The 25,290-nt window shown below is 73.7% G+C and carries 21 protein-coding genes and 1 pseudogene; 13 read left to right on the top strand and 9 right to left on the bottom strand.

The annotated features are described in order from the left end of the window. The first annotated feature begins 10 nt into the window (after nt 1-10). From LWC33_RS10260 to LWC33_RS10240, 6 genes and pseudogenes are all read left to right on the top strand, one after another. Nucleotides 11-1,174 carry an LLM class flavin-dependent oxidoreductase gene (locus LWC33_RS10260; RefSeq protein WP_233304047.1) on the top strand — a complete coding sequence of 388 codons (1,164 nt, stop codon included), beginning with the start codon at nt 11-13 and terminating at the stop codon, nt 1,172-1,174. Beyond that, nucleotides 1,171-2,232 carry an Rrf2 family transcriptional regulator gene (locus tag LWC33_RS35900; protein WP_233304046.1) on the top strand — a complete coding sequence of 354 codons (1,062 nt, stop codon included), beginning with the start codon at nt 1,171-1,173 and terminating at the stop codon, nt 2,230-2,232. The genes LWC33_RS10260 and LWC33_RS35900 overlap by 4 nt, the downstream gene beginning before the upstream one ends. Further along, complete coding sequence (locus LWC33_RS10250; protein ID WP_233304045.1) at nt 2,225-2,704, top strand: cupin domain-containing protein; 480 nt, start codon at nt 2,225-2,227, stop codon at nt 2,702-2,704. The genes LWC33_RS35900 and LWC33_RS10250 overlap by 8 nt, the downstream gene beginning before the upstream one ends. Continuing rightward, complete coding sequence (locus LWC33_RS10245; protein WP_233304044.1) at nt 2,701-3,678, top strand: ABC transporter substrate-binding protein; 978 nt, start codon at nt 2,701-2,703, stop codon at nt 3,676-3,678. The genes LWC33_RS10250 and LWC33_RS10245 overlap by 4 nt, the downstream gene beginning before the upstream one ends. A 10-nt stretch (nt 3,679-3,688) precedes the next feature. Continuing rightward, nucleotides 3,689-4,258, top strand: a pseudogene (locus LWC33_RS36490) (LLM class flavin-dependent oxidoreductase); the annotation flags it as partial. Between the two features lie 73 nt (nt 4,259-4,331). Further along, a complete protein-coding gene (locus LWC33_RS10240; RefSeq protein WP_372476586.1) occupies nt 4,332-5,006 on the top strand; it encodes an LLM class flavin-dependent oxidoreductase in 675 nt (224 codons plus the stop codon). On the opposite strand, the gene LWC33_RS10235 is transcribed toward LWC33_RS10240, so the two are convergent. From LWC33_RS10235 to LWC33_RS10225, 3 genes are read right to left on the bottom strand one after another with little or no spacing between them, the layout of a single operon-like run. Next, nucleotides 4,999-5,754 (bottom strand): FadR/GntR family transcriptional regulator, encoded by a 756-nt coding sequence (locus tag LWC33_RS10235; protein ID WP_233304043.1) that lies wholly within the window; start codon nt 5,752-5,754, stop codon nt 4,999-5,001. The two genes, LWC33_RS10240 and LWC33_RS10235, sit on opposite strands and share 8 nt — an antisense overlap. 23 nt (nt 5,755-5,777) lie before the next feature. Then, nucleotides 5,778-6,539, bottom strand: coding sequence for an SDR family NAD(P)-dependent oxidoreductase (locus LWC33_RS10230; RefSeq protein ID WP_233304146.1), 762 nt, complete (start codon nt 6,537-6,539; stop codon nt 5,778-5,780). Between the two features lie 22 nt (nt 6,540-6,561). Then, nucleotides 6,562-8,001, bottom strand: coding sequence for an aldehyde dehydrogenase family protein (locus LWC33_RS10225; protein ID WP_233304042.1), 1,440 nt, complete (start codon nt 7,999-8,001; stop codon nt 6,562-6,564). Nucleotides 8,002-8,270: 269 nt separating this feature from the next. Between LWC33_RS10225 and LWC33_RS10220 the strand changes: the two genes are divergently transcribed. The 4 genes from LWC33_RS10220 to LWC33_RS10205 are packed head-to-tail and all read left to right on the top strand — an operon-like array spanning nt 8,271 to nt 14,396. After that, complete coding sequence (locus LWC33_RS10220) at nt 8,271-8,936, top strand: GntR family transcriptional regulator (protein WP_233304041.1); 666 nt, start codon at nt 8,271-8,273, stop codon at nt 8,934-8,936. A gap of 1 nt (nt 8,937) precedes the next feature. Further along, nucleotides 8,938-11,037, top strand: a complete 2,100-nt coding sequence (locus LWC33_RS10215) for a hydantoinase/oxoprolinase family protein (RefSeq protein WP_233304040.1) — start codon at nt 8,938-8,940, stop codon at nt 11,035-11,037. A gap of 30 nt (nt 11,038-11,067) precedes the next feature. Beyond that, nucleotides 11,068-13,233 carry a hydantoinase B/oxoprolinase family protein gene (locus LWC33_RS10210; protein WP_233304039.1) on the top strand — a complete coding sequence of 722 codons (2,166 nt, stop codon included), beginning with the start codon at nt 11,068-11,070 and terminating at the stop codon, nt 13,231-13,233. Then, complete coding sequence (locus LWC33_RS10205) at nt 13,230-14,396, top strand: 3-isopropylmalate dehydrogenase (RefSeq protein ID WP_233304038.1); 1,167 nt, start codon at nt 13,230-13,232, stop codon at nt 14,394-14,396. Before LWC33_RS10210 ends, LWC33_RS10205 begins: the two co-directional genes overlap by 4 nt. An 81-nt stretch (nt 14,397-14,477) precedes the next feature. On the opposite strand, the gene LWC33_RS10200 is transcribed toward LWC33_RS10205, so the two are convergent. The 4 genes from LWC33_RS10200 to LWC33_RS10185 all read right to left on the bottom strand — a co-directional run bounded on the left by LWC33_RS10200 (nt 14,478) and on the right by LWC33_RS10185 (nt 19,010). Next, entirely contained in the window at nt 14,478-15,359 is an 882-nt protein-coding gene (locus tag LWC33_RS10200; protein ID WP_233304037.1) for an alpha/beta fold hydrolase, read from the bottom strand. Between the two features lie 91 nt (nt 15,360-15,450). Beyond that, complete coding sequence (locus LWC33_RS10195) at nt 15,451-16,119, bottom strand: 2OG-Fe(II) oxygenase (RefSeq protein ID WP_233304036.1); 669 nt, start codon at nt 16,117-16,119, stop codon at nt 15,451-15,453. 139 nt (nt 16,120-16,258) lie between these two features. After that, nucleotides 16,259-18,121 (bottom strand): sugar phosphate isomerase/epimerase and 4-hydroxyphenylpyruvate domain-containing protein, encoded by a 1,863-nt coding sequence (locus LWC33_RS10190; RefSeq protein WP_233304035.1) that lies wholly within the window; start codon nt 18,119-18,121, stop codon nt 16,259-16,261. Continuing rightward, complete coding sequence (locus LWC33_RS10185; RefSeq protein ID WP_233304034.1) at nt 18,111-19,010, bottom strand: shikimate dehydrogenase; 900 nt, start codon at nt 19,008-19,010, stop codon at nt 18,111-18,113. Before LWC33_RS10185 ends, LWC33_RS10190 begins: the two co-directional genes overlap by 11 nt. Before the next feature lie 183 nt (nt 19,011-19,193). On the opposite strand from LWC33_RS10185, the gene LWC33_RS10180 reads away from it, so the two are divergent. From LWC33_RS10180 to LWC33_RS10170, 3 genes are all read left to right on the top strand, one after another. Next, on the top strand, nt 19,194-19,862 hold the full coding sequence (locus LWC33_RS10180; RefSeq protein ID WP_233304033.1) for a TetR/AcrR family transcriptional regulator: 669 nt from the start codon (nt 19,194-19,196) through the stop codon (nt 19,860-19,862). Between the two features lie 139 nt (nt 19,863-20,001). Beyond that, a complete protein-coding gene (locus LWC33_RS10175; protein ID WP_233304032.1) occupies nt 20,002-21,351 on the top strand; it encodes an MFS transporter in 1,350 nt (449 codons plus the stop codon). Between the two features lie 115 nt (nt 21,352-21,466). Further along, a complete protein-coding gene (locus LWC33_RS10170; protein ID WP_233304031.1) occupies nt 21,467-22,537 on the top strand; it encodes an NADH:flavin oxidoreductase/NADH oxidase in 1,071 nt (356 codons plus the stop codon). 7 nt (nt 22,538-22,544) lie between these two features. Here LWC33_RS10170 and LWC33_RS10165 read toward each other — a convergent pair whose 3' ends face one another. Both LWC33_RS10165 and LWC33_RS10160 read right to left on the bottom strand, forming a co-directional pair. Further along, on the bottom strand, nt 22,545-23,480 hold the full coding sequence (locus LWC33_RS10165; RefSeq protein WP_233304030.1) for an APC family permease: 936 nt from the start codon (nt 23,478-23,480) through the stop codon (nt 22,545-22,547). Continuing rightward, entirely contained in the window at nt 23,477-24,499 is a 1,023-nt protein-coding gene (locus LWC33_RS10160; protein WP_233304029.1) for a hypothetical protein, read from the bottom strand. The genes LWC33_RS10165 and LWC33_RS10160 overlap by 4 nt, the downstream gene beginning before the upstream one ends. Nucleotides 24,500-25,290: the final 791 nt, after the last annotated feature.

Below are 25,290 nucleotides of genomic sequence, written 5' to 3'. Positions count from 1 at the left end.
GGAGGCCACGATGACCAGTGTCGAGTTCATCGGCATGATCGGGACCCAGGAGGTCTCCGAGATCCACCCCGCCGCCGGTCCGGTCGTGGACCGGGACACGGTGCGCCGCTTCGTGTCCGCGCACGAGGAGGGCGGCTTCGACAAGGTGCTGGTCGGCCACTCGTCGTCCACCCCGGACGGCCTGCAGGTCGCCGCGTACGGCGCCGCGCACTCCGAGCGGCTCGGCTTCCTGGTCGCGCACCGCCCGGGCTTCACCGCCCCCACGCTGGCCGCGCGGCAGTACGCCACGCTGGACCACTTCTCCGGCGGCGGCCGGGTCGCGATGCACGTCATCTCCGGCGGCAGCGACGTCGACCAGCGCCGGGACGGGGACTGGCTCGACAAGGAGCAGCGCTACGCCCGGACCGACGAGTACCTCGACGTGGTCCGTCGCTCCTGGTACGAGCCGGAAGCCTTCGACCACGAGGGCGAGCAGTACCACGTGGCCGGTGTGCAGCAGGAGATCCGCCCGCTGAGCAGCCGGATCCCGATCTACTTCGGCGGCTCCTCCGAGGCCGCGTTCCGGGTCGGCGGCAAGCACGCGGACGTGTTCGCCCTCTGGGGCGAGCCGCTCGCCGAGACCGCCGAGCAGATCGGACGAGTCCACGCCGCCGCGAAGAACGCCGGTCGCACGGAGCTCCCGCGGATCAGCGTGTCCTTCCGCCCCGTCCTCGGTGCCACCGAGGAGCAGGCCTGGGAGCGTGCCCACGCGATCCGGGACGCGATCGTGGCCGCCAAGGGCGGGCACGGCTCGTTCACCGGCACCCGGATGCGGGAGAGCTGGGGGACGGCAGCCGGCGGAGCCGGCGGGGTGGGTGAGCGCAGCGGGCCCACGAACGTCGGCTCGCAACGGCTGCTCGCCGCGGCCGAGAAGGGCGAGGTCCACGACCGCTGCCTGTGGACCGCCACCGCGGCCGCGTCCGGCGCGGCGGGCAACTCGACCGCGCTCGTCGGCACCCCGGAGACCGTGGCCCAGGCGATGCTGGACTACGTCGACATCGGCGTGTCCACGCTGCTGATCCGCGGCTACGACCCGATCTCCGACGCGACCGCCTACGGCCGCGACCTGCTCCCCCTCGTCCGGGCCGAGGTGGCCCGGCGTTCTCGGCACAGCTCGCAGAAGGTGTCCGCGTGACCACAGCAGCTCCCGCCCCCACCGTCTTCACCCCCGCCGCCGCGGTCCGCGGGACCGTCGTGGTCCTCGTCGGCCGCGGCGAGAACCCGGGCGTCTACGCGCGCTTCGGGAAGCGCCTGGCCTTCGACGGGTACACCGTCGTCGTCCCGCACGCGGACGCCACGGACGCCGAGGTCACCGCCGCCCTGGCCGAGGGCGAGGGGGCCCGCGTCCTGCTCGGCTCCGACGCCGGCGCCCTGCGCGCCTGGACGATCGCCGCCGCCACCCCGCCGGACGCCCTCGTGCTCGCGGCCCTCCCGCTCGGCGACGGTTCCGCCGTTCCCGGCCCCGGCGACCACGAGGCCGAGATCGCCGCCCGCACCGCCTGCCCGATCCACCGGCAGGTCCTCGACGCCGACCCGGACTTCCAGTGGGGCGAGCTCACCGGCGACCTCCCGGAGCACCCGGAGGCGCTGCCGGACGTCCCGACCCTGGTCCTGCACGGCGAGATCGACCCCATCGCCCCGGTCGAGGCCGTGCGCGCGCTGACACCGGACGTCGCGGTGGTCCGCGACGGTGTGCACGACGTCCTCAACGACCAGTTCCACCGCATCGTCGCCGCCCGCGTGATCACCTTCCTCGAGGGCGTCGCGAAGGGCGCCGGGTTCGTCGACACCGCCGTCCGGGAGACGACGAAGTCCCGCAAGGCCGCGCCGCTGCACGTCTCGGCCCGCCTGGACTACGCGCTGCGCGCGATCGCCGAGCTCGTCGGGGCGGACTCCCCGGTGCGCTGCGAGAACGTGGCCCGCACCCGGCAGATCCCGCTGAACTCGCTGGTCAACATCATGATCCAGCTCCGGAAGGCGGGCCTGGTGAGCAGCCGCCGCGGCTGCGAGGGCGGCTACACGCTCGCCCGGGACGCCGCGGAGATCACCCTCGCGGACGTCGTCCGGGCCACCGAGGGCGCCATCGCGACCGTTCCGGGCGGCGCCCCGTGGGGGGACCTGGAGCGCACCGTGCGCGAGTATCTCGAGGAGCGTTCCGTCCTCGAACTGACCACCGGGAGCAACCATGGCTGACGTCGACAACACCGCCTTCCACCCCGACTTCACCGCCGCGCAGGCACAGCTGCCGGACCGGGCCCGGGTGCACCTGATCAAGAACGCCGACCTGACCGGCGACACCATGCAGACCACGGGTATGACGCGCCGCGAGGCCGTCAGCGGTAAGACCGTGGGCTCGGAGAAGCTCTGGACCGGCGAGACGCGCGTCGCGCCCGCCACCAACTCCGGCGACCACCACCACGGCGAGGCCGAGACCTCGATCTACATCGTCAGCGGGCACCCGCGGTTCGTCTACCACGACGGCACCGGCGAGGTCGCGCTGCAGACCGAGCCCGGCGACTACATCTTCGTGCCGCCGTTCGTCCCCCACCGCGAGGAGAACCCGGACCCGGAGAACCCGGCCGTGGTCGTCATCTCCCGCAGCACCCAGGAGGGGATCGTCGTGAACCTCCCCGCCCTCTACCCACTGGAAGAGAACCCTTCGTGAAGCGTCTGCTCACCGCTGTACTGGCCACCGCCACCCTGGCGCTGGCGGCCTGTGGCTCCGGCGCTTCCGCCGGCGACGGCCCGGTCGACCTGTCCACCGTCACGATCAAGGTCGGTGACCAGGCCGGCATCCAGCAGGCGCTGCTCGAGGCCTCCGGCGCCCTGCAGGGCGCGCCCTACAAGGTCGAGTGGGCGCAGTTCCCCGCGGCCGCGCCGGTGCTGGAGGCCCTGCGCGGCAAGGCCGTCGACATCGGCGTGGCCGGCGACGCGCCGACCCTGACCGCCCTGTCGTCCACGAACGACATCAAGATCGTGGCGGCGACGAAGGTCCCGCAGCAGTACGGGCTCTCGCTGATCGTGCCGAAGGACTCGCCGATCCACTCGGTGGCGGACCTCAAGGGCAAGACCGTCTCCCCGACGACCCAGGGCTCGGTCGGCCACTACCTGCTGCTGCAGGCGCTCAAGGAGGCCGGCCTCACCGACGAGGACGTCACGGTGTCCTTCCTGCAGCCGGTCGACGCGGCCGCCGCGATGTCGTCGGGCGCCATCGAAGCCTGGGCCACCTGGGACCCGTACACCGCGGTCGCCCAGCAGGAGCAGGGCGCGCGCGTGCTGCGCGGCCCGGACGGTCTCGCCCCCGGCCTGACCTTCCTCGACGCCAACACCGACGCGCTCGGCGACGCCGGCAAGAAGCAGGCCCTGCAGGACTTCGTCGCCCGCTACGGCAAGGCCGTGCAGTGGGCGCAGGACCACCCGTCCGAGAACGCCGCGATCTACACGAAGCTGACCCAGCGGCCCGCCGCCGTCGCCGACCTGATGTCCCGGCGCGCCAACCGCTCCCTGGTCCCGCTGGACCAGCCGCTGGTCGGCGAGATCCAGCAGGTCGCGGACAACTACCAGGCCTACGGCGTGCTGCGCAAGAAGGTCGAGGTCTCCGAGGCCGTCCAGGACCTGGCGCCCGCGAACGCGCAGTGATCGCACAGTGATGCACCTGGCCCTCTACCTCACCGAGTCGGGGGTGCACGCCGGCGGCTGGCGGCACCCCCGCTCGGGGATGGACACGGGCGCGAACGTCGACCTGTTCCGCCACCTCGCCCGGGTCGCCGAGGACGCCCGCTTCGACCTGGCGTTCCTCGCGGACAAGCTCGCGGTGGACGACGTCTACGGCGGCACCCCGGACGAGGTCCTGCGCACCCGCGTGAACGTGCACCGGGACCCGGTCGTGCTGCTCACCGCCCTGGCGGGCGCCACGAGCAGGATCGGGCTCGCGGCGACGGCGTCGACCACCTACTCCGAGCCCTTCCACGTGGCCCGGATGTTCTCCACGGTCGACCACGTCAGCGGCGGGCGCGCGGCCTGGAACGCGGTCACCTCGGTGTCCGACGGCGAGGCCCGCAACTTCAGCCGGGACGCCCACCTCGACCACGAGACCCGCTACGACCGCGCCGCGGAGTTCCTCGACGCCGTGCTGGCCCTGTGGGACACGTGGGAGGACGACGCGGTGGTCCTGGACCGGGAGGGGTCGGTGTACGTCGACCCCGCCCGGGTTCCGCCCAGCGGCCCACGCCGGGGACTGGTTCCGGATCGCCGGGCCGCTCACCCTGCCCCGCTCGCCGCAGGGCCGGCCGGTGATCGTGCAGGCCGGGGCGTCGGGCACGTTCCAGGCCGTCGCCGCACGCACCGCCGAGGTGGTGTTCGCGGTGGCGCCAACCCTCGAGCGGGCGCAGGACTTCCGCGCCGGGTTCCGCGCCGCCGTCTCCGCCGCAGGCCGGGACCCCGACTCGGCCAAGGTGCTGCCGGGGATCATGCCGATCGTCGCGGACACCGACGCCGAGGCGCAGGCGATCGAGCGGGAGCTGCGGTCGCTGGTGCACCCGGTCGCGGGGCTGACCTTCATGTCGGCGTCGATGAACTACGACCTGGCGAAGCACCCCGTCGACGGCCCGGTCCCGGACGTCCGCTCCGAGCTGCGCGGGTCCAAGGGCCGCTTCGAGTACGTGATCGGGCACGCGATCGACCGGGGGATCACCCTGGGCGAGCTGGCCGTGGAGTACGCGGCGAGCCTGTCCTTCCCGATGCTCGTCGGCTCCCCGGCGACCGTCGCGGACGAGATGGAGCGCTGGTACGCCGCGGGCGGCGCCGACGGGTTCGTGATCATGCCCGCCTTCGCCCCCGGTCCGGTGGAGGACTTCACCCGGCTCGTGGTCCCGGAGCTGCAGGCCCGCGGCCTGTTCCGCCGCGAGTACACGGGGGCCACGCTGCGGGACCATCTCGGACTCGGACGGCCCGCACTCGTCAGCTGACGGTGCCCCCGCACTCCCGGACGAGGTCGGCCATGATCGCCCGGTCGGCCTCGTCCACGTGGTCCGCGTAGTAGGCGTAGAGCGTCTCGCGGGCCAGCCGGGAGGCCAGGGGGCCGTCCCGGTCCGCGATCGCCTGGTACACCGCTGCGTGGTGCCGGACAGAGCGGCGCATCAGGGCCTCGCGGTCCCCGGCGTCGAGGATCGTCCGCTGGATCAGCGTGAGCACCGACTCCCGCGTGACGTTCCCGTACAGCCGCACCAGGGTGTTCCCGCCCGCCTCGGCGATGAGCTCGTGGAACTCCAGGTCGAGACGGCTGAATGCGCCGTAGCCCAGCGGGATCGACTCCCGCATCCGGGCCATGTTGCGCTCCAGGCCGAGCAGCTGCGCGTCCGTGCGGCGGGTGGCGGCCATCAGGTTCGCCGCCGCGTCGGCCACCATCCGGAACTGGACGAGCTCGGGCAGGCTCACCGCCTGCGTCGCGGTGAGCATCTGCAGGGACCGCCGGATCGGGCCGGTCGACGCGGGCAGCACCAGCGGCCCCCGCGGGTCCCGGGGCTGCGAGCGCACCAGCTCCATGCTCTCCAGCACGCGCAGGGCCTCGCGCACCGAGGACCGCGCGATCCCGAAGCGCTCCACCAGCTCCCGCTCGCTGGGCAGCCGGTCGCCGGGCGCGAGCTCGCCGGTGGCGATCGCCTGTTCGACGTGGTCCACGACCTTCTGGAAGGCGCGGGTCTGCGGGAGCGTCACGGCGGAGAGTCTCTCAGGCCGGATCAGGTGGGCGGCGTGAACCGGCCGTCCACCGCGGTCCAGCCGCCGTCGACGGCCAGCGTGGAGCCGGTGACGAAGCTCGACGCGTCCGACGCCAGGTAGACCACGGCCCCCGCCAGCTCCGAGGGCCGCGACCAGCGGCCGAGCGCTCCCTTCGTGGCGTACGCCTGGTACCAGCCCGGATCGTTCTTGATCTGCTGTGTCAGCGGGGTCTCGACGACGCCGGGCGCGATCGCGTTGACCCGCACCCCCGCCTCCCCGAACTCGACGGCCGCGGTGCGCACCAGCATCTCCAGCCCCGCCTTGGTCGCGGCGTAGACCGACTGCCCCGGCTCCACGGTCCGCCCGCGGATCGAGGAGAAGCCGATGATGCTGCCGCTCCCCCGCGCCACCATCCGGGCGCCGAAGGCCCGGAACACCGAGAAGGTGCCGCGCAGGTTCAGGTTCACGACCCGGTCGAACTCCTCCGGGCTGTAGTCCAGGATCCGCTTGCGCACGTTCATCGCCGCGGTGAGCACGACGACGTCGAGGTCGCCGAGCTGCTCCGCGGCGCGCTCCACCGCCTCGGGGTCGGTGATGTCCAGTTCGAGCGACTCACCGGACACGGCCTCGGCGGTGGCCTTCGCCACGGCGGGATCGCGGTCCGCGGCGACGACCTGCGCGCCGTGCGCGGCGAGCGCGAGCGCCGCCTCGCCGCCGATGCCGCCGGCGCCGATCAGCAGCGCGCGCCTGCCGTCGAGCCGGAACAGGTTCTGGTAGTCCACTGCGTTGTCCATGGGTGTCCTCTCAGGACGGGCGGATGATCGCCATCCGGGTCACGGTCAGCTCCTCGATCGCGAACCGCGGGCCCTCGCGGCCGATCCCGGAGTCCTTCACCCCGCCGTAGGGCATGATGTCCGACCGGAAGCCGGGCACCTCGTTGATCACGACGCCGCCCACCTCGAGCTCCTCGATCGCGGCGAACGCGGTGGCCAGCGAGCGGGTGAACACGCTGGCGTGCAGGCCGTACCGCGAGTCGTTCACCGCCTCGAGGGCGCTCTGCAGGTCCGGCACGGAGCGGATGGCCACGACCGGCGCGAAGATCTCCTCGCACCAGGCGTTGGCGGTCTCCGGGACGTCGAGCAGGATCGTCGGCTCGATCGTGCGGTCGACGACCCGGCCGCCGTGCAGCACCTTCGCCCCGGCCTGCTCGGCCTCGGCCAGCCACTCCAGCACGCGGTCGGTCGCGGCCTGGTTGATCAGCGGCGCGACGCGGGTGGCGGGGTCCCGCGGGTCGCCGACGGTCAGCTCGCCGATCCGGGCGGTCAGCTTCCCGACGAACGCGTCGAGCACCGGCTCGCACACGAGGACCCGCTGCACGGCGATGCAGGCCTGGCCGTTGAAGTAGAAGCCGCCGCGCAGCACGGCGTCGACGGCGGCGTCGAGGTCGGCGTCGACGTCCACGACCAGCGCGGCGTTGGACCCAAGCTCCAGCAACGTCTTCCGCGGCGCCGCGTCCCGCGCGATCTGGTGCCCGACGGCGGCGGAGCCGGTGAACGACACCGCCCCGACCCGCGGGTCGGTCACCAGCGTGCGGCCGACCTCGGCGTCGCCGGTCACGACCTGGCAGATCTCCGCGGGCGCCCCGTTCGCCACGGCGGCGCGACGCACCACGTCCGCGAGCCAGAGGGTGGCCAGCGGAGTGGCGGGCGCGGGCTTGCAGATCACCGGGCAGCCGGCCGCGACCGACGGCGCGATCTTGTGGCTGGCCAGCAGGAACGGCCCGTTGAACCCGGCGACCCCGATGACCAGCCCGATCGGCTTGCGCTGCCAGAACCCGACCATCCCGGCCCCGGACGCCTGCATGTCCAGCGGCACGGTCTCGCCGTGCAGGTGCGAGACCTCCTCGGCGGCCGCGGACCAGGTGAACAGCGTCCGCGTGACCTCGACGACGCAGTCGGCACGGGTCTTGCCGGTCTCCAGGATCAGCAGGTCCACCAGCTCGTCCTGGTGCGCGGCGATCTCCCGCTCGACGTCCAGCAGGATCTGCCGGCGCACCGCCGAGCTCAGCTTCCCGACGGGCCGCACCGCGGCGACGCCGGCGTCCAGGGCCGCCCGGGCGTGCTCGACGGTCCCGACCGGGGCCTGCGCGACCACCGAGCCGTCGTACGGGAACACGACCGGCGCCGTGTCGAGGTCGGTGCGCCACTCCTGCCCGATCGGCAGTCCGGCTGGGGTCTCGAGCATGGGGCGGCTCCCTCGCGACGACGTTGGCGACGCAGACGACTCTGACGTCTCTGACCTGACGACCCTGGCGGCGCTGACGACACCACCGGCAAGGGCGGTGGTGCGCCGAGCTGGTCCGACCAGCTACCAGGCCGGAGCATGCCTCGGACCCGTGGTCAGGGTCAAGCGGTCCAGCAGTTTTCTCGCCACGGGTTGACGTGAGCCGCCGGGATCGGCCAGGCTCCGGTCGCTGTATCCAACGACTGTGTCAGCGATCGGGGGAGTCACCGGTGAGCATCGCGGTCCCCCTCGTCGACGAGCTCGCGTCCCTGCTGCGCGAGCGCATCTACGCCCGCCGCTACCCGCCCGGCACCTGGCTGCGCCAGGAACAGCTGGCCGCGGAGCTGGGCGTCAGCCGCACCCCGCTGCGCGAGGCCCTGCGCAGCCTCGAGCAGGACGGGCTGGTCCGGCTCACACCCGGACAGGGCGCCCGGGTCGTCACCGGCGACCTGCCCACCCTGCTCGCCGCGTACGAGCTGCGCGCGGTGGTCGACGGGCTGGCCGCGCGGCTCGCCGCCGAACGCCCGGCGCCGCCGAGCCGGGTGCGGGAGCTGCGCGGCGTCGTCGCGCGGCAGCGCGCGGCGCTGGACCCGTGGGAGCCGCAGGCCTACACCGCGCTCAACGTCGCGTTCCACGAGGACGTGGTCCACCTGTCCGGCAACGACTTCGTGATCGCCCAGACCCCGATCCTGAAGATGACCGCCCAGGTCTTCGCGCCCGTCGCGCTCATCGAGCGGGAGCGGGCCGTGCAGGCGGTCGCCGAGCACACCGCCATCGTCGACGCGATCGAGGCCGGCGACGGCCCCGGCGCCGAGCGCCTGGCCCGCGCGCACGTCGAGGCCACCATCAGCGAGCTCCGTGCCCGACGGGACCGGGCTCGACCGAAGAGGGAGTGACATGCCCACCTACTACGTCGCCTCCGACATCGGCGGCACCTTCACCGACACGGTGGTGATCGATGCCGCCGGCAGCGTCGGCCGCTACAAGTCGTCCACCGTGCCGGACAACCCCGCCCAGGGCGTCCTCGACACCCTGGAGCTGGCGGCCGCCGAGCGCGGCGTCCCGCTGGCGGAGCTGCTCGGCGACGTGGAGGTGTTCGCGCACGGCACCACGATCGCCACGAACGCCATGCTGGAGGGCCGCACGAAGAAGGTCGGGCTGATCCAGACCCGCGGCTTCGGCGACACCCTCACGATCATGCGCGGGTTCAAGGGGATCGGCCTCGACGAGGAGGAGGTCAAGCGCTTCCGGACGCTCGTCAAGCAGCCCGCCGCCGTCCCCCGCCGGCTGACCGCGGAGGTCACCGAGCGGATCGACTACGCGGGACGCGTGGTCTCGCCCCTCGACGAGGCCGACGTCCGGCGCGCGGTCGCCGAGCTGCGCGCGGCGGGCGCCGAGGTCTTCGCGGTCTCGCTGCTCTGGTCCTTCGCGAACGACGTCCACGAGCGCCGCGTCGCGGAGATCGTCGCCGAGGAGGTGCCGGGCGCGTCGGTCACGCTCTCGTCGGAGTTCCTGCCCCGCATCGGCGAGTACGAACGCACGCTGACGACGGCGGTGAACGCCAGCCTGCGCCCCGTCCTCAAGACCTCCCTCGACTCCTTCGAGTCGACGCTCACGAAGGCCGGTCTCCGCGCGGACCCGCTGCTCATGCAGTCCAACGGCGGCCTGGCGACCTTCGCGGAGGTCGAGAAGCGCGCCGCGGCGACGGTGATGTCCGGGCCGGTCGGCGGCGTCGTCGCCTCGCAGTTCCTCGGCGCGCGGTCCGGCCACCGCAACGTGGTGACCACGGACATGGGCGGCACCAGCTTCGACGTCGGGCTGGTGCTCGACGGCCGCCCGGTCATGTCCAACACGACCCTGATCGGCCGGGACCAGCTCGCCCTGCCCTCGGTGGCGGTGCGGGCCATCGGGGCCGGCGCGGGCTCGATCGCCTCGGTCCGCAACGGCGTGCTGCAGGTCGGCCCCGAGTCGGCGGGCGCGCGCCCCGGCCCCGCCTGCTACGGCCGCGGCGGCACCCTGCCCACGGTCGCCGACGCCGACCTCGTGCTCGGCTACCTCAACCCGGACAACTTCCTGGGCGGCAGGCTGACCCTCGACGTCGACAAGGCGCGCGCGGCGATCGACGAGCACGTCGCGAAGCCCACCGGCCTCACGGTCGAACAGGCCGCCGAGGGCATCAAGACGATCGTGGACGCCCGCATGGCGGACCTGGTGCGGCAGGTGACCGTCGAGCAGGGCTACGACCCCACGGACTTCGCCGTGTTCGCCTACGGCGGCGCGGGCCCGCTGCACGCCTTCTCCTACGGCGCCGAGCTGGGCTGCCCGCAGATCGTCGTGCCGATCACCGCGTCGGTGCACTCGGCGTTCGGCATCGGCTGCTCCGACCTGACCATGGTCGAGGAGCTGTCCAAGCCGATGCAGACCCCGCCCGGCACCACGGACCACGCGTCCGCGCTGCCGCCGGCCGAGCTCAACGCGACGTTCGACGAGCTCGCCGCCCGGGCCCGGCGGGACCTGGTGGCCGCGGGGGCCGCCGAGGACTCCATCGCCTACACGCGCTCGGTCGAGATCCGCTTCCGCGCGCAGATCCACGTGCTCGCGGTGCCGTTCGAGGCGGACGTGCTCACGGATGCGGACGTCAACGGCATGGTCGAGCGGTTCGTCGAGATCTACGAGGGCCGCTTCGGCAAGGGCGCCGCGTTCCTCGAGGGCGGCGTGGAGATCACCACCTTCCGCGTGGTCGCGACGAGCCCGGTGCCCAAGGCGGACTTCGACACCGGCGCTCTGGGCGCGGCCGCCGGGGAGCCGGGGCGCCGGAAGGTCTTCTCGGGCGGGGAGTGGCGCGACGCCACGGTCTACCGCGCCGAGCACCTCCACGACGGGCTGCACATCGAGGGCCTGGCGATCGTGGAGCTGCGGGACACCACGGTCGTGATCGGCCCGGGCCAGGACGCCGAGGTGGACGGCTCCGGCGACATCGTCATCCGGAACCGCTGAGTCATCCGGAACCGCTGAGGGAGAACAAGAATGACTACTGCGGTCGACCCGGTCACCTACGAGGTCATCCGGCACAAGCTCTGGTCCATCAACTCCGAGGGCGCCACGACGGTCGAGCACGTCTCCGGCTCGCCGGTCGTGCACGCCACGGACTACAACTTCGGCATCTACACCGCCGCCGGCGAGATGGCAATCATCGGGACGTACCTGCTCACGCCCATCTACACGGGCGCCATGGCGATCGAGGTGTTCCTCGACCGCTACGACGACATCGAGCCGGGCGACGTCTTCATCATCAACGACCCGTACCTCGCGGCGATGCACCAGAACGACGTCCAGTTCTGCAAGCCGGTCTTCCGCGACGGGGAGATCGTGGCCTGGCTGGGCTGCATGGCACACCAGGTCGACCTGGGCGGCATGGACCCGGGCAGCTGGTGCACCACGGCCACGGACGTGTTCCAGGAGGGCATCCGGATCCCGCCGGGCCGGATCGTGCGCCGCGACGTGCTCAACCAGGAGCTGTGGGACACGATCGTCCTCAACTCCCGCATGCACGACACGGTGGCCAACGACTTCCGCGCCTTCCTCGCCGGGCTGCGGGTCGCCGAGCAGCGCTTCCACGAGCTGTGCGACCGCTACGGCGCCGCGCAGGTCAGGGCCAGCATGGAGCGCACGCTGGACAACTCCGAGGCCGAGCTGCGGGCGATGCTGCGCGAGCTGCCGGACGGGGTCTACGAGCACACGTCCTACCTGGACCGTCCGGCCGGCGCCTCCGACGAGATCGAGCTGCTGCAGGTCCCCTGCCGGATGACGAAGACGGCGGACCGGATCGTCTTCGACTTCTCGGGGTCCAGCCCGCAGTCCCCCGCCTACGGCATGACCACCCGCGGCGGCCTGCTCGGCGCCGTCGCCACGCTCATGCTGTGCACCTTCGGGTCCGACATCCCGTGGAACCACGGGCTGATGCGGCCGGTCGAGGTCGTGGCTCCCGACGGACTGTGCGTCACCGCCGTCGAGCCGATGCCGGTGTCCGGCGGCGCGGCCGGCGCGAACTGGACCGCCACCTGCTCGGCGGGCGGCGCGATCGCGAAGATGCTCTCGTTCAGCGAGAAGTACGAGGACCACGCCTTCGGCCCGTCCGACGGGTCGTGGCAGCTCAACCAGTTCGGCGGGATCGACCAGCACGGCGAGCCGTTCGCGTCGATGTACATGGACTCGCTGCTCTGGGGCGGGCCCGCGTTCTCGTTCCGGGACGGGGTCGACGCCGGCGGCGCGATGGTCATCCTCGCCGGCGGGGCCACGGACGTCGAGCAGCAGGAGATGCGGCACCCGCTGCTCTACCTGTGGCGACGCCAGGTCGCCGACTCCGGGGGCGCCGGCACCTTCCGCGGCGGCAACGGCATCCAGTTCGCGCTCACCCCGATCGACACGACCGAGGTCACGGGCGTGCTGGGCACGCACGGCGTGGCCGTGCCGAACCGGACCGGGCTGTTCGGCGGGCTGCCGGGCTCCTGCGCCCGGTTCGAGCGGGTCACCGGCTCCGGGGTGCTGGACCACCTCGGCGAGGGCCGCCCGGTCGGGGCGCTGACCGAGCTGGCGGGCGACCACCAGGTCCTGCCGGGGGTCTCCCCCGCGGCGCGGATCGCACACGGGGACGTCTTCGAGTGCACGGTGCAGAACGGCGGCGGCTACGGCGACCCGCTGCTCCGCGACCCCGCCCGGGTGGCGGCGGACGTCGAGGCGGGGGCGGTGTCGCTCGACGCGGCGGCGCGGCTCTACGGCGTCGCGCTCTCCGCCACGGGTGGGGTGGACTCCGCCGGCACCGAGGCGCTGCGGGCGCAGATCCGGGAGGCGCGACGGGCGCGGATGACCGCCTCGTCGCGCGACGCCGTGACGGTGGGCGAGCCGACGGGCATCTGGGGTGCCTCCCTGCTCACCCACGACGGCCCGGACGGTCCGGTGGCCTCCTGCCGGCACTGCGCGGCGGTGCTCGGCCCGATCGGCGACGGCTGGGAGGCGATCGCCGGCCGCGTCGTCCTCGGGCCGGACGACCTGGGCTCGCGGGTGGACGTGCACGCCGACCTGGCGACCGTCGCCTACGTCTGCCCCGAGTGCGTCACGGCGCTGTGGGTGGACACGGAGCCGGTGGGCGGCAAGGACTGGCGCGACTTCGCGCTGGCCGGGGGCCGCGCGTGAGCGAGCCGTCGGCAGAGCGTGAGTACGACCTGGCCGTCATCGGCGGGGACGGGATCGGGCCGGACGTCACGGCCGTCGCCGTGGACTGTGTCCGCGCGGCGGCCGCCCGGTACGGCTTCACCGCCTCCACCACCGACTACGACCTCGGCGCCGAGCCGTATCTCCGCACCGGGATCGTGCTGCCCGGGGAGACCCGCGAGGCGCTGCGCCGGCACGACGCGATCCTGCTCGGCGCCGTCGGCGATCCCCGGGTGCCGCCGGGCGTACTGGAGCGCGGGCTGATCGTGGCGCTGCGGATCGCGTTGCGGCAGAGCGTGAACGTGCGGCCGGTGCGGCTCTACCCCGGTGTGGGGTCCCCGGTCCGCGGCGTGACGCCGGAGAACTGCGACCTGGTCATCCTGCGGGAGAACACCGAGGGGCTCTACACCGGCGGCGGCGAGACCGTGCACGCCGGCACCGAGCACGCGGTGGCGCTCCAGCACTCGGTGTCCACGGTGCCCGCGACCCGGGAGATCGTGGAGTTCGGGTTCCGGCTGGCCCGCGCCCGTCGGAAGCGGTTCACGTTGTGCCACAAGACGAACATCCTCACCCACGCCGGTCGGCTGTGGGAGGAGGTCGTGGCCGAGGTGGGCGAGGACTTCCCGGACGTCGAGCGGGACTACGTGCACGTCGACGCGATGTGCCAGCACCTCCCGCTGGACCCCGGCCGGTTCGACGTGGTGGTCACCGACAACCTGTTCGGCGACATCATCAGCGACCTCGGCGCCACGGTGCAGGGCGGACTGGGCCTCGCGGCCAGCGCGAACCACAACCCGCTCGGCACCGCGCCCAGCATGTTCGAGCCGGTCCACGGGTCGGCCCCGGACATCGCGGGCAAGGGTCTCGCCAACCCCGCCGCGGCCGCGCTGTCCGCCGCCCTGTGCCTCGCGGCGCTGGGCGAGCGGGAGGCGGCCCTGGCGGTGGAGGGTGCGACGGCGTCGGTGCTGGCCGAGCTGCCCGCCCTCGCCGGTCCGGGGATGGGCGCGAGCACGGCGGAGGTCGGGGCCCGGATCGTCGAGCGGGTGGGGTCGGCCGACCCGGTCGGCGCCCCGGCGACCTCGTTGATGAGTGCCCTCGCGGCACTCACCCCGTCCCGGTCGGCCGGAGACGTGCACAGCGCCTGACCGGGATGAGCACCAGTGCCGTCCGGAGCCGCCGGAACAGCACTGGCGCTCATTCCGGGGACGGCTCGCGCCGCGGCCCGGTCAGTCCTCGAGCGAGTCCACCGCCCACTGCCGCAGCAGCGCGCGCAGCGCGGTGACCAGTACCAGCGGCTGGTCGAGCATCGGGTGGTGGCCGGTCGCAGGAAGGTCGACGATCGGGACGCGGTGGCCGAGCAGGGCGTCGATCTGGGCGGCCATGGTGTCCGGGACCAGGCCGAACTCCGAGCGCAGGAAACCGGCGCGGCACTTCAGCTCGGGCAGCAGGTCCCGCAGCAGCACGCGTTCGGCGAACAGGCCCGGGTCGAACTTCCAGCTCCACCCGCCGTCGACGGCCTGGACCGACTCCTCGGCGATGTGCCGGCGCACGTACGGCAGGAGCACCTCCTGCGCCGGCATCGTGGTGAAGCGGCCGAGGATCGTCTCGCGGTCCGGGTAGACCTTCGCCGTCCGCGTCTTGCGCCGCAGCCGCTCCTCCTCGGGGGGCTGCTCGTTGAGCGGCGAGTCGATGATCACGATGCCGTCGACGTCGGTGCCGAACCGTGCGCCGACGGTCGCGGTCACCCAGCCGCCCATGCTGTGCCCGATCACCGTCGGCGGTCCGGCGACGCCACCGGCCGAGGCCACCGTCATCACCTCGCGCCCCCACAGGTCGAGGTCGTACCCCTCGCGGCGGTCGCTGTCGCCGTGCCCGGTCAGGTCGAGCGCGACGACCCGGGCGTGGGCCGAGAAGAACGGCGCGACGTGGTCCCACCAGCCGGAGTGCGCCGCGCCGCCGTGCACGAGGACCAGCCCGGGCCGGCCCTCCTCGCCCCACGCGCGGTAGTGCACGCGCGCGCCCTCCACCTCGGTGTCGCGGTGCACCGGCGGCTCGGCCAGCGCGGTCCGGAACCAGCGGGGGGCGTCCTCGGTCGCGGTCGGGTCCACGGGCCGGATCGTCGCACGCGACGCCGCCCCGGGCCGGTCCTGAGGGGCGTGACGATCGTCGTCACTCCCCCACGTCGCTCCCGGGCGGCCGCTACGGGGCGTCGTGGAAGATGATCCCCAGCACGAACCGCTCCCCCGTGTGCACCGCGCTCACCCCGTGCCGGAGCTGCCGGCGGTGGTCCCCGCGCGCCCCGCGGGCCGGCCGGTGGTGCACCGGGAACACCACGGCGTCGCCCTGGCCCGGCCGCACGACGACCGGCCGCGACTGCTGCCGCGGCACCTGCTCCACGAACACGCTCTCGCCGCCGGTGAAGTCCACGTCGGGCCGGCTGAGCATCACCAGCAGCTGCAGGGGAAAGGTGAGGTCGCCGTAGACGTCCTGGTGCAGCCGGTTGTGCCCACCCGGCCCGTAGCGCAGCAGCAGCGGGGTCGGCCGGCGCTGGCCGCGCTCCGCGCACTCCGCCCGCAGTTCGCCGAGCGTCGGCGGGTACGTCCGCTCGCCGAGCCGTTCCGCCCAGCCGTTCGCGACCTCCGCCAGGGGCGGGTACCACTCCTCGCGCAGCCGCTGCACGGTCTTCGGCAGCGGGTCGGCGAAGTAGCGGTAGGTCCCCTCGCCGAACGCGTGCCGGGCCATGACGACGGTGCTGCGGAAGCGCGCGTCGTCGTCGAACAGGGCCGCGACCTCGGCGCACTCCTCCGGGGACAGCACGCCGGGGACGTGCGCGACACCGGTGCCGTCGAGCTCCTCCGCGAGATCCATGCCCCCACCCCACCAGCGCCGGCCGTCCGCGTCCGGCGGGAATCGGACGTCGAGCCGGTAGCCCATCCCCGCCTCGGTGATCAGGTACCGCGGGTGCGCGGGGTCCGGTTCGAGCTGCCCCTTGCACTCACAGCCGGGTTCAGGCGCGCACGCGCTCCCGGGCGAGCCGCCGGCGGCGGTGCGCGGCCATCCGGACCGGGGCGTCGGTCCAGCCGTAGCCGTCGTGGTCACCGACGCGCTGGACCAGCGTGAGGAACACGCGTCCGCCCAGCACCTCGGTGCAGACCTGCAGGTACGCGCCCTCGGCGGTCTCCTCGTGCAGCACGCCGAGATCGCGGTAGGCGGCCAGCCGCTCCCTCGACAGGGCCAGCCGCGCGTCGAGGTCGGCGTAGTAGTTGTCCGGGATCGCCAGGAGCGGCGCGCCGGCCGCGCGGGCGGCCCGGGCGGCGGCGAGGACGTCGTCGACGGCCAGGGCGACGTACTGCGGCTCGGACACCCCCGGCGCCCACTCGCCCCGTCGGAGCAGCGACACGGTGAGCGCGAGCCGCACCCGGCGCCGCGCATCGGCGACGGCGCGGCTTCGGACCAGGCCGAACGGCGCGGCGAACTCCCCGGTCGCGGCCGGCTCGAGGCCCAGCACCGTGCGGTAGAACAGCGCGGCCTCGTCGAAGTGGTCGAACGGCTGGGCCAGGCCGACGTGGTCGATACCGGTGACCCCGATGCCGGTCCCGTCCTTCTCCGCCGTCTCCTCGGTGGGCACGAAGTCCCCGGTCCAGTCCGTTTCCGCTCCGGTGCGGCAGAAGAACACCGCGGTCCCGTCGGGCGCGGTCACCGCGGCGAGATCGGCCTCGGCCGGCCCGCGCTCCCGCGGGAGCCGCGGCGCGCTCAGCCGGGCGGCCCGGCGGGCCGCGGCGAGCGGGTCCGCCGACTCGACGGCCAGGGCCGCGACCGCGGCCGGGCCGCCGGAGCGGTTGACCAGGATCCGGGCCCCGCCCTGCTCCCAGCGCTCCACGGGCTTGGTGCGGTGCAGACCGGTGCGGGCGAAGCCGAGCGCAGCCAGCACCGGGGCCAGGGACTCGTCGGCCGAGAGCTCGACGAAGGCGTGTCCGCGCAGCTCGGGTGCCGGTTCCGCCACGGGATCGGTGATCAGGTCGCTGCCCTCGCCCCGCGCCGCGGTGGCCTCGGCGAGCGCCAGCAGGGACCGGTGGGCGTCGACGGCCGCGCGGGCCGGGTCGGCCTGCCGGAAGACGTCGTTGAACACCTCGAGCGACAGTGGTCCGGCGTACCCCGCGCGCAGCACGGGCTCCAGGAAGGCGGGCAGGTCGAACGCGCCCTGGCCGGGGAAGAGCCGGTGGTGGCGGCTCCACTGCAGCACGTCCATCGACAGGTGCGGGGCGTCGGCGAGCTGCAGGAAGAACAGCTTCTCGCCGGGGATGTCGGCGATCGCGGCCGGATCGGACCCGCGGGACAGGATGTGGAAGCTGTCGAGGCACAGGCCGAGCGCGGGGTGGTCCGCCCGGCACACGGCCGCCCACGAGCGGTCGTAGGTGTTCACGTGCCGGCCCCAGGCCAACGCCTCGTAGGCGATCCGCAGCCCGCGGGCGGCGGCGCGCTCGGCCAGCGCGTGCAGCTGTTCGGCGAGCAGGTCGACGTCGGCCACGGCATCGGGCGCGACCGAGGAGCAGACCAGCACGGTGTCGGTGCCCAGCGCCTCCATCACGCCGAACTTGTGCTCGGCGCGCCGCAGGGTGGCGGCGAACCGCTCGGGGTCGACGGAGTCCAGGTCGCGGAAGGGCTGGTAGAGGTCGATCGACAGGCCGAGGTCGGCGCAGCGCAGCCGCACCTCGCCGGGTGGCATCGGCGAGGCGACGAGATCGGGCTCGAAGATCTCGACGCCGTCGAACCCGGCGGCCGCCGCGGCCGGGAGCTTGTCCTCCAGCGCGCCGGACAGGCACACCGTGGCGATGGCGGTCCGGGGCGCGGTGCGGGGTTCACGCGACACGGCCGGTACCTCCCTCGGCCACCGCGGACTCGGCGCCGACGAGCTCGGCGAGATGGCGCAGCATCCGCACCGGGTCCGGCGTGCGGCCGCTGAACAGCCGTAACGCCTCGGCAGCCTGGTGCACGGCCATCCGCCCGCCGTCGAGGGTGCGGCACCCCCGCGCCCGCGCGGCACGCAGCAGCGGGGTCTCCAACGGCCGGTAGACGATCTCGGCGACCCACAGCTCCGGGCGCAGCATCGCCGCCGGCAGCGGGAGGCCGGGGTGCTCGGCCATCCCGACGGGGGTGGCGTGCACCAGACCGTCGGCCGCGGCCAGCCGGTGCCCGAGCTCGGCGACGGCACCGCCGCGGGCCCGTCCGGCGCCGAACCGCGCGGCGAGGGCGTCGGCGAGGCGGGTGGCGCGGGCGGGGTCGACGTCGAGCACGGCGAGCGACCCGACGCCGAGGCTCAGCAGCGCGTGCGCCGCGGCCGCGCCGGCCCCACCGGCGCCGAGCAGCACGACGTCGTCGAGCGGCACGCCCGGCAGGCCCGCGAGGACGCCGTCGCGGAACCCGGACCAGTCGGTGTTGTGCCCGACGGCGCGGTCCCCGGTGAACACCACGGTGTTGACCGCCCCGATCGCCGCCGCGTCGGGCGACAGCGCATCGAGGTGCGGGATCACGAGCTGCTTGCAGGGGTGGGTGACGTTCACCCCGGCCCGGCCCTCGGCGCGGGCCCGGGCCAGCAGGTCGCCGACGGCCTCGGCCGGCAGGTCCAGCTCGTCGAGGTCGAAGCGGGCGTAGGTGCAGTCCAGACCCAGCTCTCGGGCCTCGCGCTCGTGCAGCGCCGGCGACAGGGACGGGCCGATCCCGGCCCCGATCAGGCCGGTCAGGAGGCGGTCCTCGGACATGCGCACGGGCTCCCTCGGCGTCGATGAATGTACCGGTTAGTTACTTGTACCCGCTCGGAGGACGGAAGGGAAGCGTGAGCCGGATATCGTCGCCCGTGTGAGCCGACCCGTGAACCGCCCCGCGTGCCGGGCCGCGCGCCGTGTCGTGTGTCGTCCCGTGCGGCGTGCAGCCGGGACGACCCCGTGAGCGCCCAGCCGACCGGCCCGGTCGGTGCGCCGGAGCGCCAGCGCGACGCCGAACGCACCCGCGCCGAGATCCTCGACATCGCCACGGCGGAGTTCGCCGACCGCGGCTACGCGGGGGCCCGGGTGGACGAGATCGCGGCCCGCACCCGCACGACCAAGCGGATGATCTACTACTACTTCGGCAGCAAGGAAGGCCTCTACGTGGCCGTCCTGGAGCGCGCCTACCAGGGCATCCGAGGCCTGGAGCAGCAGCTCGACGTCGACCACCTCGACCCCGCGCGGGCCATGCGCGCGCTGGCGGAGCTGACCTTCGACCACCACGAGTCGCACCCCGCCTTCATCCGGCTGGTCAGCATCGAGAACATCCACCACGCCCAGCACCTGCGGACCTCGCCGATCCTGCCGGGTCTCGCCGCGCCCGCCGTCGACGTGCTCGGCGGCATCCTGGAGCGCGGCCGCCGGGCCGGGCTGTTCCGCGACGACGTCGACGCGCTCGACGTGCACATGGTGATCAGCGCGTTCTGCATCTTCCGCACCGCGAACCGGCACACCTTCCAGGCCATCTTCGACCGCGACCTGCTGGATCCCGGACGTCGCGACCACTACCGGCGCATGCTCGGCGACCTGGTCCTGGAGTACCTCACGGCGCACGTCGGCAGAGCCTGACGGGGAACGGATCGGCCGGCAGGGGTTGACAGCTCCGGCGAGCTAACTCACTATCCGGTACGTAACCAGGCGGTACATAAGCCGTTCCGACCCGGTCCCGCTGTGTCGTGCATCGGAGCAACACTCCAGGGAGCCCCACGTGTCCTCACCGACCCCCGCCGCCCCGGCGGCCCAGCCGCGCAAGGCGGCGCTCGCCGCCTGGATCGGCAGCGCGCTCGAGTACTACGACTTCTTCATCTACGGCACCGCCGCGGCGCTGGTGTTCAACAAGGTGTTCTTCCCGGCCGAGAACGCGGCGGCCGGCACCCTGCTGGCGCTGGCGACCTTCGGCGTCGGGTACGTCGCCCGGCCCGTCGGCGCGGTGATCATCGGCCACATCGGGGACCGCTTCGGCCGCAAGCGGGTCCTGATCTGGACGTTGCTCCTCATGGGCCTGTCGACGATGGCGATCGGGTGCCTCCCGTCCTACGCCCAGGCCGGCACGGTGGCCCCGGTCCTGCTCGTGGCCTGCCGGCTGCTGCAGGGCCTGTCGGCCGCGGGCGAGCAGGCCGGCGCCAACTCGATGAGCCTCGAGCACGCCCCCGAGGGTCGGCGGGCCTTTTTCACCAGCTTCACGCTCGGCGGCACGCAGGCAGGCTTCATCATCGCCACGGCCGTGTTCCTGCCGGTCGCGGCGCTGCCCGAGGCCGCCCTGCTGAGCTGGGGCTGGCGGGTGCCGTTCCTGGCGAGCGCGGTGGTCGTGGCGTTCGGGCTGGTCATCCGGCGGTCGCTGCACGAGACCCCGGTCTTCGAGTCCGAGGCCGCGGACGGCGCCGCCAAGCGCGACGTGCCGCTCGTCGTCCTCTTCCGCGACCACTGGCGCGACGTCGTCCGCGTCGTCTTCGCCTCCATGGTCGCCTCGGTGAGCACGCTGTTCAGCGTGTGGGCGCTGTCCTTCGCGGTGAACACAGTGCACCTGCCGCGCACGGCGATGCTGTGGGTCGGCGTGCTGGCCAACGTCGTCGCGCTCGCGGCCATCCCGCTGCTGGCCGCCGTCGCCGACCGGATCGGGCGCAAGCCGGTGTTCGTCGCCGGCGCGCTGGGCAGCGGCCTCCTGCTCGCCGGCTACCTGTGGGCGATCTCGACCGGCTCGCTCGTCGCCGTCTTCGTCATGGGCATCGCGCTGTCCGGCATCGTCTACAGCGCCGCCAACGGCGTGTGGCCCGCCTTCTACGCGGAGATGTTCCCGACCCGGGTCCGGCTGTCCGGCATGGCGATCGGCACCCAGATCGGTTTCGCGATCGGCGGCTTCTCCCCCACCATCGCCGCCGCGGTCGCGGGCCCGGGCGCGTCCGGGTGGGTCCCGGTCGCCGTCCTCGGCGGGGCGCTGTGCGTCGTCGCGGCGCTCGCCGCCCTGACCGCCCGCGAGACGTTCCGGGTCCCGACCCGCGAGCTCGGGCAGACGTCGCACAGCGCCGGCGCCCGGACGGCGCGGACCGCGACGGTCTGAGCCGGCACCGGTCCTGTGGTGCCTCTCGCACCCGGGATCACGGGACCGCCCTCCGGGGTTGTGCGCCAGTGGCGGCCGTACCGGCCGTCCCCGCCGTGCTCCCCCGGAGGTTCTCGTGCCGTCCCTGTTCGACCCGATCACGCTGCGCGGGGTCACCGCCCGCAACCGCATCTGGCTCGCGCCGATGTGCCAGTACTCGGTCGAGGCGGGCGACGGCGTCCCCACCGACTGGCACCTCGTCCACCTGGGCGCCCGTGCGACGGGCGGGTTCGGGCTGGTCATGACCGAGGCCGCGGCCGTCACGCCGGAGGGCCGGATCTCCCCGCAGGACGCCGGGATGTGGTCGGACGAGCAGGCCGAGGCCTGGTCCCGGATCACCGCCTTCGTCCGGGCGCAGGGCGCCGTCCCGGCCACGCAGCTCGCGCACGCCGGCCGCAAGGGCTCCACGTCGGCGCCGTGGCGCGGCGAGGGGCCGGTCACCGCCGAGGACGGCGGCTGGCAGGCGGTCGCGCCCACGGACGTCCCGTTCCGCGGCTACGCCACCCCGCGCGAGCTGACGCGGGAGGAGATCACGGAGATCGTCACGGCCTTCGCCGACGCCGCCCGCCGGGCGGTCGCGGCCGGGTTCGACGTCGTGGAGCTGCACGCCGCGCACGGCTACCTCCTGCACGAGTTCCTCTCCCCGCTCGCCAACCTGCGGACCGACGAGTACGGCGGCTCCTTCGACAACCGGACCCGGATCGTGCGGGAGACCGTCGACGCCGTGCGGGCGGCAGTGCCGGAGCGCACGGCGCTGCTCGTGCGGCTGTCCGCCACCGACTGGGTCGCGGGCGGCTGGACCGCCGAGGAGACGGTGGAGCTGTCCGCGCAGCTCGCGGGCCGTGGCGTGGACCTCGTCGACGTCAGCTCCGGCGGCCTCGACGCCCGCCAGGAGATCCCGGTCGGTCCCGGCTACCAGGTGCCGTTCGCCCGGGACGTCCGCGCGAAGGCCGGGATCGCCACCGGCGCCGTCGGGCTGATCAGCGACCCGGCGCAGGCACAGGCCGTCCTCGACGAGGAGGCCGCCGACGTCGTCCTCCTGGCCCGCGCCGCCCTCCGCGAGCCCGCCTGGCCGCTGCGCGCCGCCCACGAGCTCGGCATCGAGGCCCCCTACCCTCCCCAGTACGCGCGCGGCGCCTGGCGCTGACTCTGACTCACCCCACGTGCACCGCGGGCCGCCGGCGCAGGTCGGGTTCGGCCTCGCGGAGGATCTCGCGGGTCACGGGGGCCACCTCGCCCTGGCCGGTGAACAGGTAGCGGACCAGGTGCAGGACGGGGTTGCCTTCCGTCCAGTCGAAGTAGACGTGCGGGGGGCGGCCCGTGACGTCGCGGATGTGCAGCAGGAGGGCCGCGATCGCGTTCGGCGCGGACGGGGCCTCGGTGCAGAGGACGCGGTAGGGGCCTCGCTGCTCGCCGATGATGGTGAGCGAGGTCTCGAACTCCGACGGATCGGTGATCCGGACCTCGACCAGCACCACCTTGTCCGGGTCCGGGATGTTGTGGTCCTCGCGCTCCTCCGCCAGCTTCGCCCGGTACTCCTCGTCGCGGGCCGGGCTGGAGGTCTCCCCCGGCCGAGGTTCGTGGGCGACGAGCCGGACCGGGCCGGGCGCGCAGGAGTCCAGGAAGCCGCGGGCGACGTCGTCGAGCCGGACGCCGGTGACCCGCAACTCGAAGGCGCGGACCACCCGGGACGCGAACGACACCACGAGGATCCCCGCGATGAAGCAGGCCGCGATCTTCACGCCCTCCGGCCGCTCCGCGATGTTGAGCGCCGTCGTGTAGACGAAGACGAGGGACACCACCGCGAAACCGGCGAAGATCCTCCGGCGGCTCTTCCGGCGGGCCGAGATCGTGACCGCGATCGCCGCAGAGGTCATGAGGACGAGGACGCCGGTGGCATAGGCGCCGCCCTGGGCGTCGACGTCGGCATCGAAGATCACGGTGACCAGGAACGCGATCGCGGTGACCACGAGGACCAGCGGCCGCACCGCCCGCGCCCAGTGCGGGGCCATGCCGTAGCGGGGCAGGTAACGCGGCACGAGGTTCAGCAGTCCGGCCATCGCCGAGGCGCCGGCGAACCAGAGGATCACGATCGTCGAAGGTCGTAGACCGTGCCGAACGCGGGGCCGAGGTCCGCGTGCGCGAGGTAGGCTAGCGCGCGGCCGTTCGCGGATCCGCCGGGCGCGAGCGCGGGCGCGGGGACGAGGAGCGTCACCACCATGCTCGACGTCACCAGGAACGCGCTCATGATCAGCGCCGCCGTGGTGAGCAGCTTCCGCGCTCCGGCGATCCGGCCGGAAGGACGGTGCTCCGTGTCGTCCGGCCGGCCCTTGATCAACGGCATCACCGACACGCCGGTCTCGAAGCCGGACAGGCCCAGCGCGAGCTTGGGGAACACGACCAGCGCTACGCCGGCGGCCAGGAGCGGGTTCGGGTACTGCATCGCCAGCAGCCGGGTCCAGTCGGCGACGACCTGCGGCTCGGTCGCGACGCGCCGCAGCCCGTCGACGATCACCACGGCGTTGAGCCCCAGGTAGACCGCCACCAGCACGACGGCGATCCGGATGGCCTCGCCGAACCCGGCCAGGAAGACCGCGCCCAGCAGGGCGAGCAGGAACAGCGTGATGCCGAGGTTGTGCCCGTCGAGGACGGACGGGACCAGCGGGTTCTCGACGACGTGCGCGGTCGCGTCGGCGGCCGAGAGCGTCATGGTGATGAGGAAGTCCGTGGCGGCGAAGCCGAGCAGGACCAGCACGAACACCTTGCCGCGCCAGAACGGCAGCAACCGCTCGAGCATCGCGATCGAACCCTCGCCGTGCGGGCTCTCCCGCGCCACGCGGCGGTAGACGGGCAGCGCGCCGAGCAACGTGACCAGCACCAGGACGACGGTCGCCAGCGGGCTCAGCACGCCGGCCGCCAGCGCGGCGATGCCGGGCTGATAGCCGAGGGTGCTGAAGTAGTCGACGCCGGTGAGGCACATGACCTTCCACCACCGGTGCCGCTTCTCCGGCTCGGGCGGGTGGGTGTGCGGGCCCTGCCGCGCGCGCCCGCTCTCGCCCTGCAGCAGCCAGCCCCCGACCCGGTGTCGGCCGCTCTCGATCACGCGCACCGCGGCAGGATCCCGCCGATCGGGGCGCCGGGCCAGACGGGCTGTGGTTCGTCCCGTTCGCGAGGGCGGTGGGTGACGTGGGGGGTGGGAGGTGAGCGCGGGGCGACCGGGCGAGGCGAGGGTGTTGCTCGATGCTCCGACTCCTGGGTCGACACGGCTCGCAGGCGCTGGGCCGGACAGGGCGTCGCCACTGGACAGGGAGCCGCCGCGGGTCAGGGAGTCGCCGCCGCGCGGAGCAGTCGCGCGGCACGGCGATGTGGGGACCTGCGCGGTGGGGAAGGCGCAACTCGGCGGGGCTCTGCGGGTCGGACAGGCAGGCCCGGCAACCGATTCGGCCCGGACCTGGCAGGTCAGCGCCGGGTGGATCCGGCCGTACCGGCGGGGACGTGGACGGCCGGCGGTACAGACGCGGACAGTGCGGACGCGAGAATTGCCGGCGCGTGCAGTGCGAACGCCGGCAGTGCGAACGCCGGCAGCGCGAACGCGAAGAGTGCGGGCGCGGGCGGTGCGGACTGCGCGGGCGGTGCGGACTGTGCTGGCAGTGCAGACCGTGCTGGCAGTGCAGACCGTGCTGGCAGTGCAGACCGTGCTGGCTGTGCGGAGCGCGCGGTCACGGCCGGTACAGGGCGCGGGCAGTGCTGATACGGGCAGTGCCCAGGCTTCCAGGACTGAGGGTGCATCTCGAATGCTCGACCTCATGAGCCGATCACGACCCGAGTCGTCCACAGACCTTCTCAGCTGCAGACTTTACCTTGTGTTCGAAGAGATGTTCGAGTAAGGTCGGGGCATGC

Origin of the sequence: Pseudonocardia terrae, assembly GCF_021343995.1 — a bacterium.
Lineage (GTDB): Bacteria > Actinomycetota > Actinomycetes > Mycobacteriales > Pseudonocardiaceae > Pseudonocardia > Pseudonocardia terrae.
The sequence above is the reverse complement of the archived record's forward strand: the minus strand, read 5'-3'. Positions and strand labels throughout refer to the sequence as shown.

Bases quoted from the DNA above. Each gene is read 5' to 3' on its own strand.
- LWC33_RS10215 (WP_233304040.1), top strand. From the start codon at position 8,938: ATGCCCACCTACTACGTCGCCTCCGACATCGGCGGCACCTTCACCGAC.
- LWC33_RS10225 (WP_233304042.1), bottom strand. From the start codon at position 8,001: ATGCTCGAGACCCCAGCCGGACTGCCGATCGGGCAGGAGTGGCGCACC.
- LWC33_RS10185 (WP_233304034.1), bottom strand. From the start codon at position 19,010: ATGTCCGAGGACCGCCTCCTGACCGGCCTGATCGGGGCCGGGATCGGC.
- LWC33_RS10250 (WP_233304045.1), top strand. From the start codon at position 2,225: ATGGCTGACGTCGACAACACCGCCTTCCACCCCGACTTCACCGCCGCG.
- LWC33_RS10195 (WP_233304036.1), bottom strand. From the start codon at position 16,119: ATGGATCTCGCGGAGGAGCTCGACGGCACCGGTGTCGCGCACGTCCCC.
- LWC33_RS10260 (WP_233304047.1), top strand. From the start codon at position 11: ATGACCAGTGTCGAGTTCATCGGCATGATCGGGACCCAGGAGGTCTCC.
- LWC33_RS10210 (WP_233304039.1), top strand. From the start codon at position 11,068: ATGACTACTGCGGTCGACCCGGTCACCTACGAGGTCATCCGGCACAAG.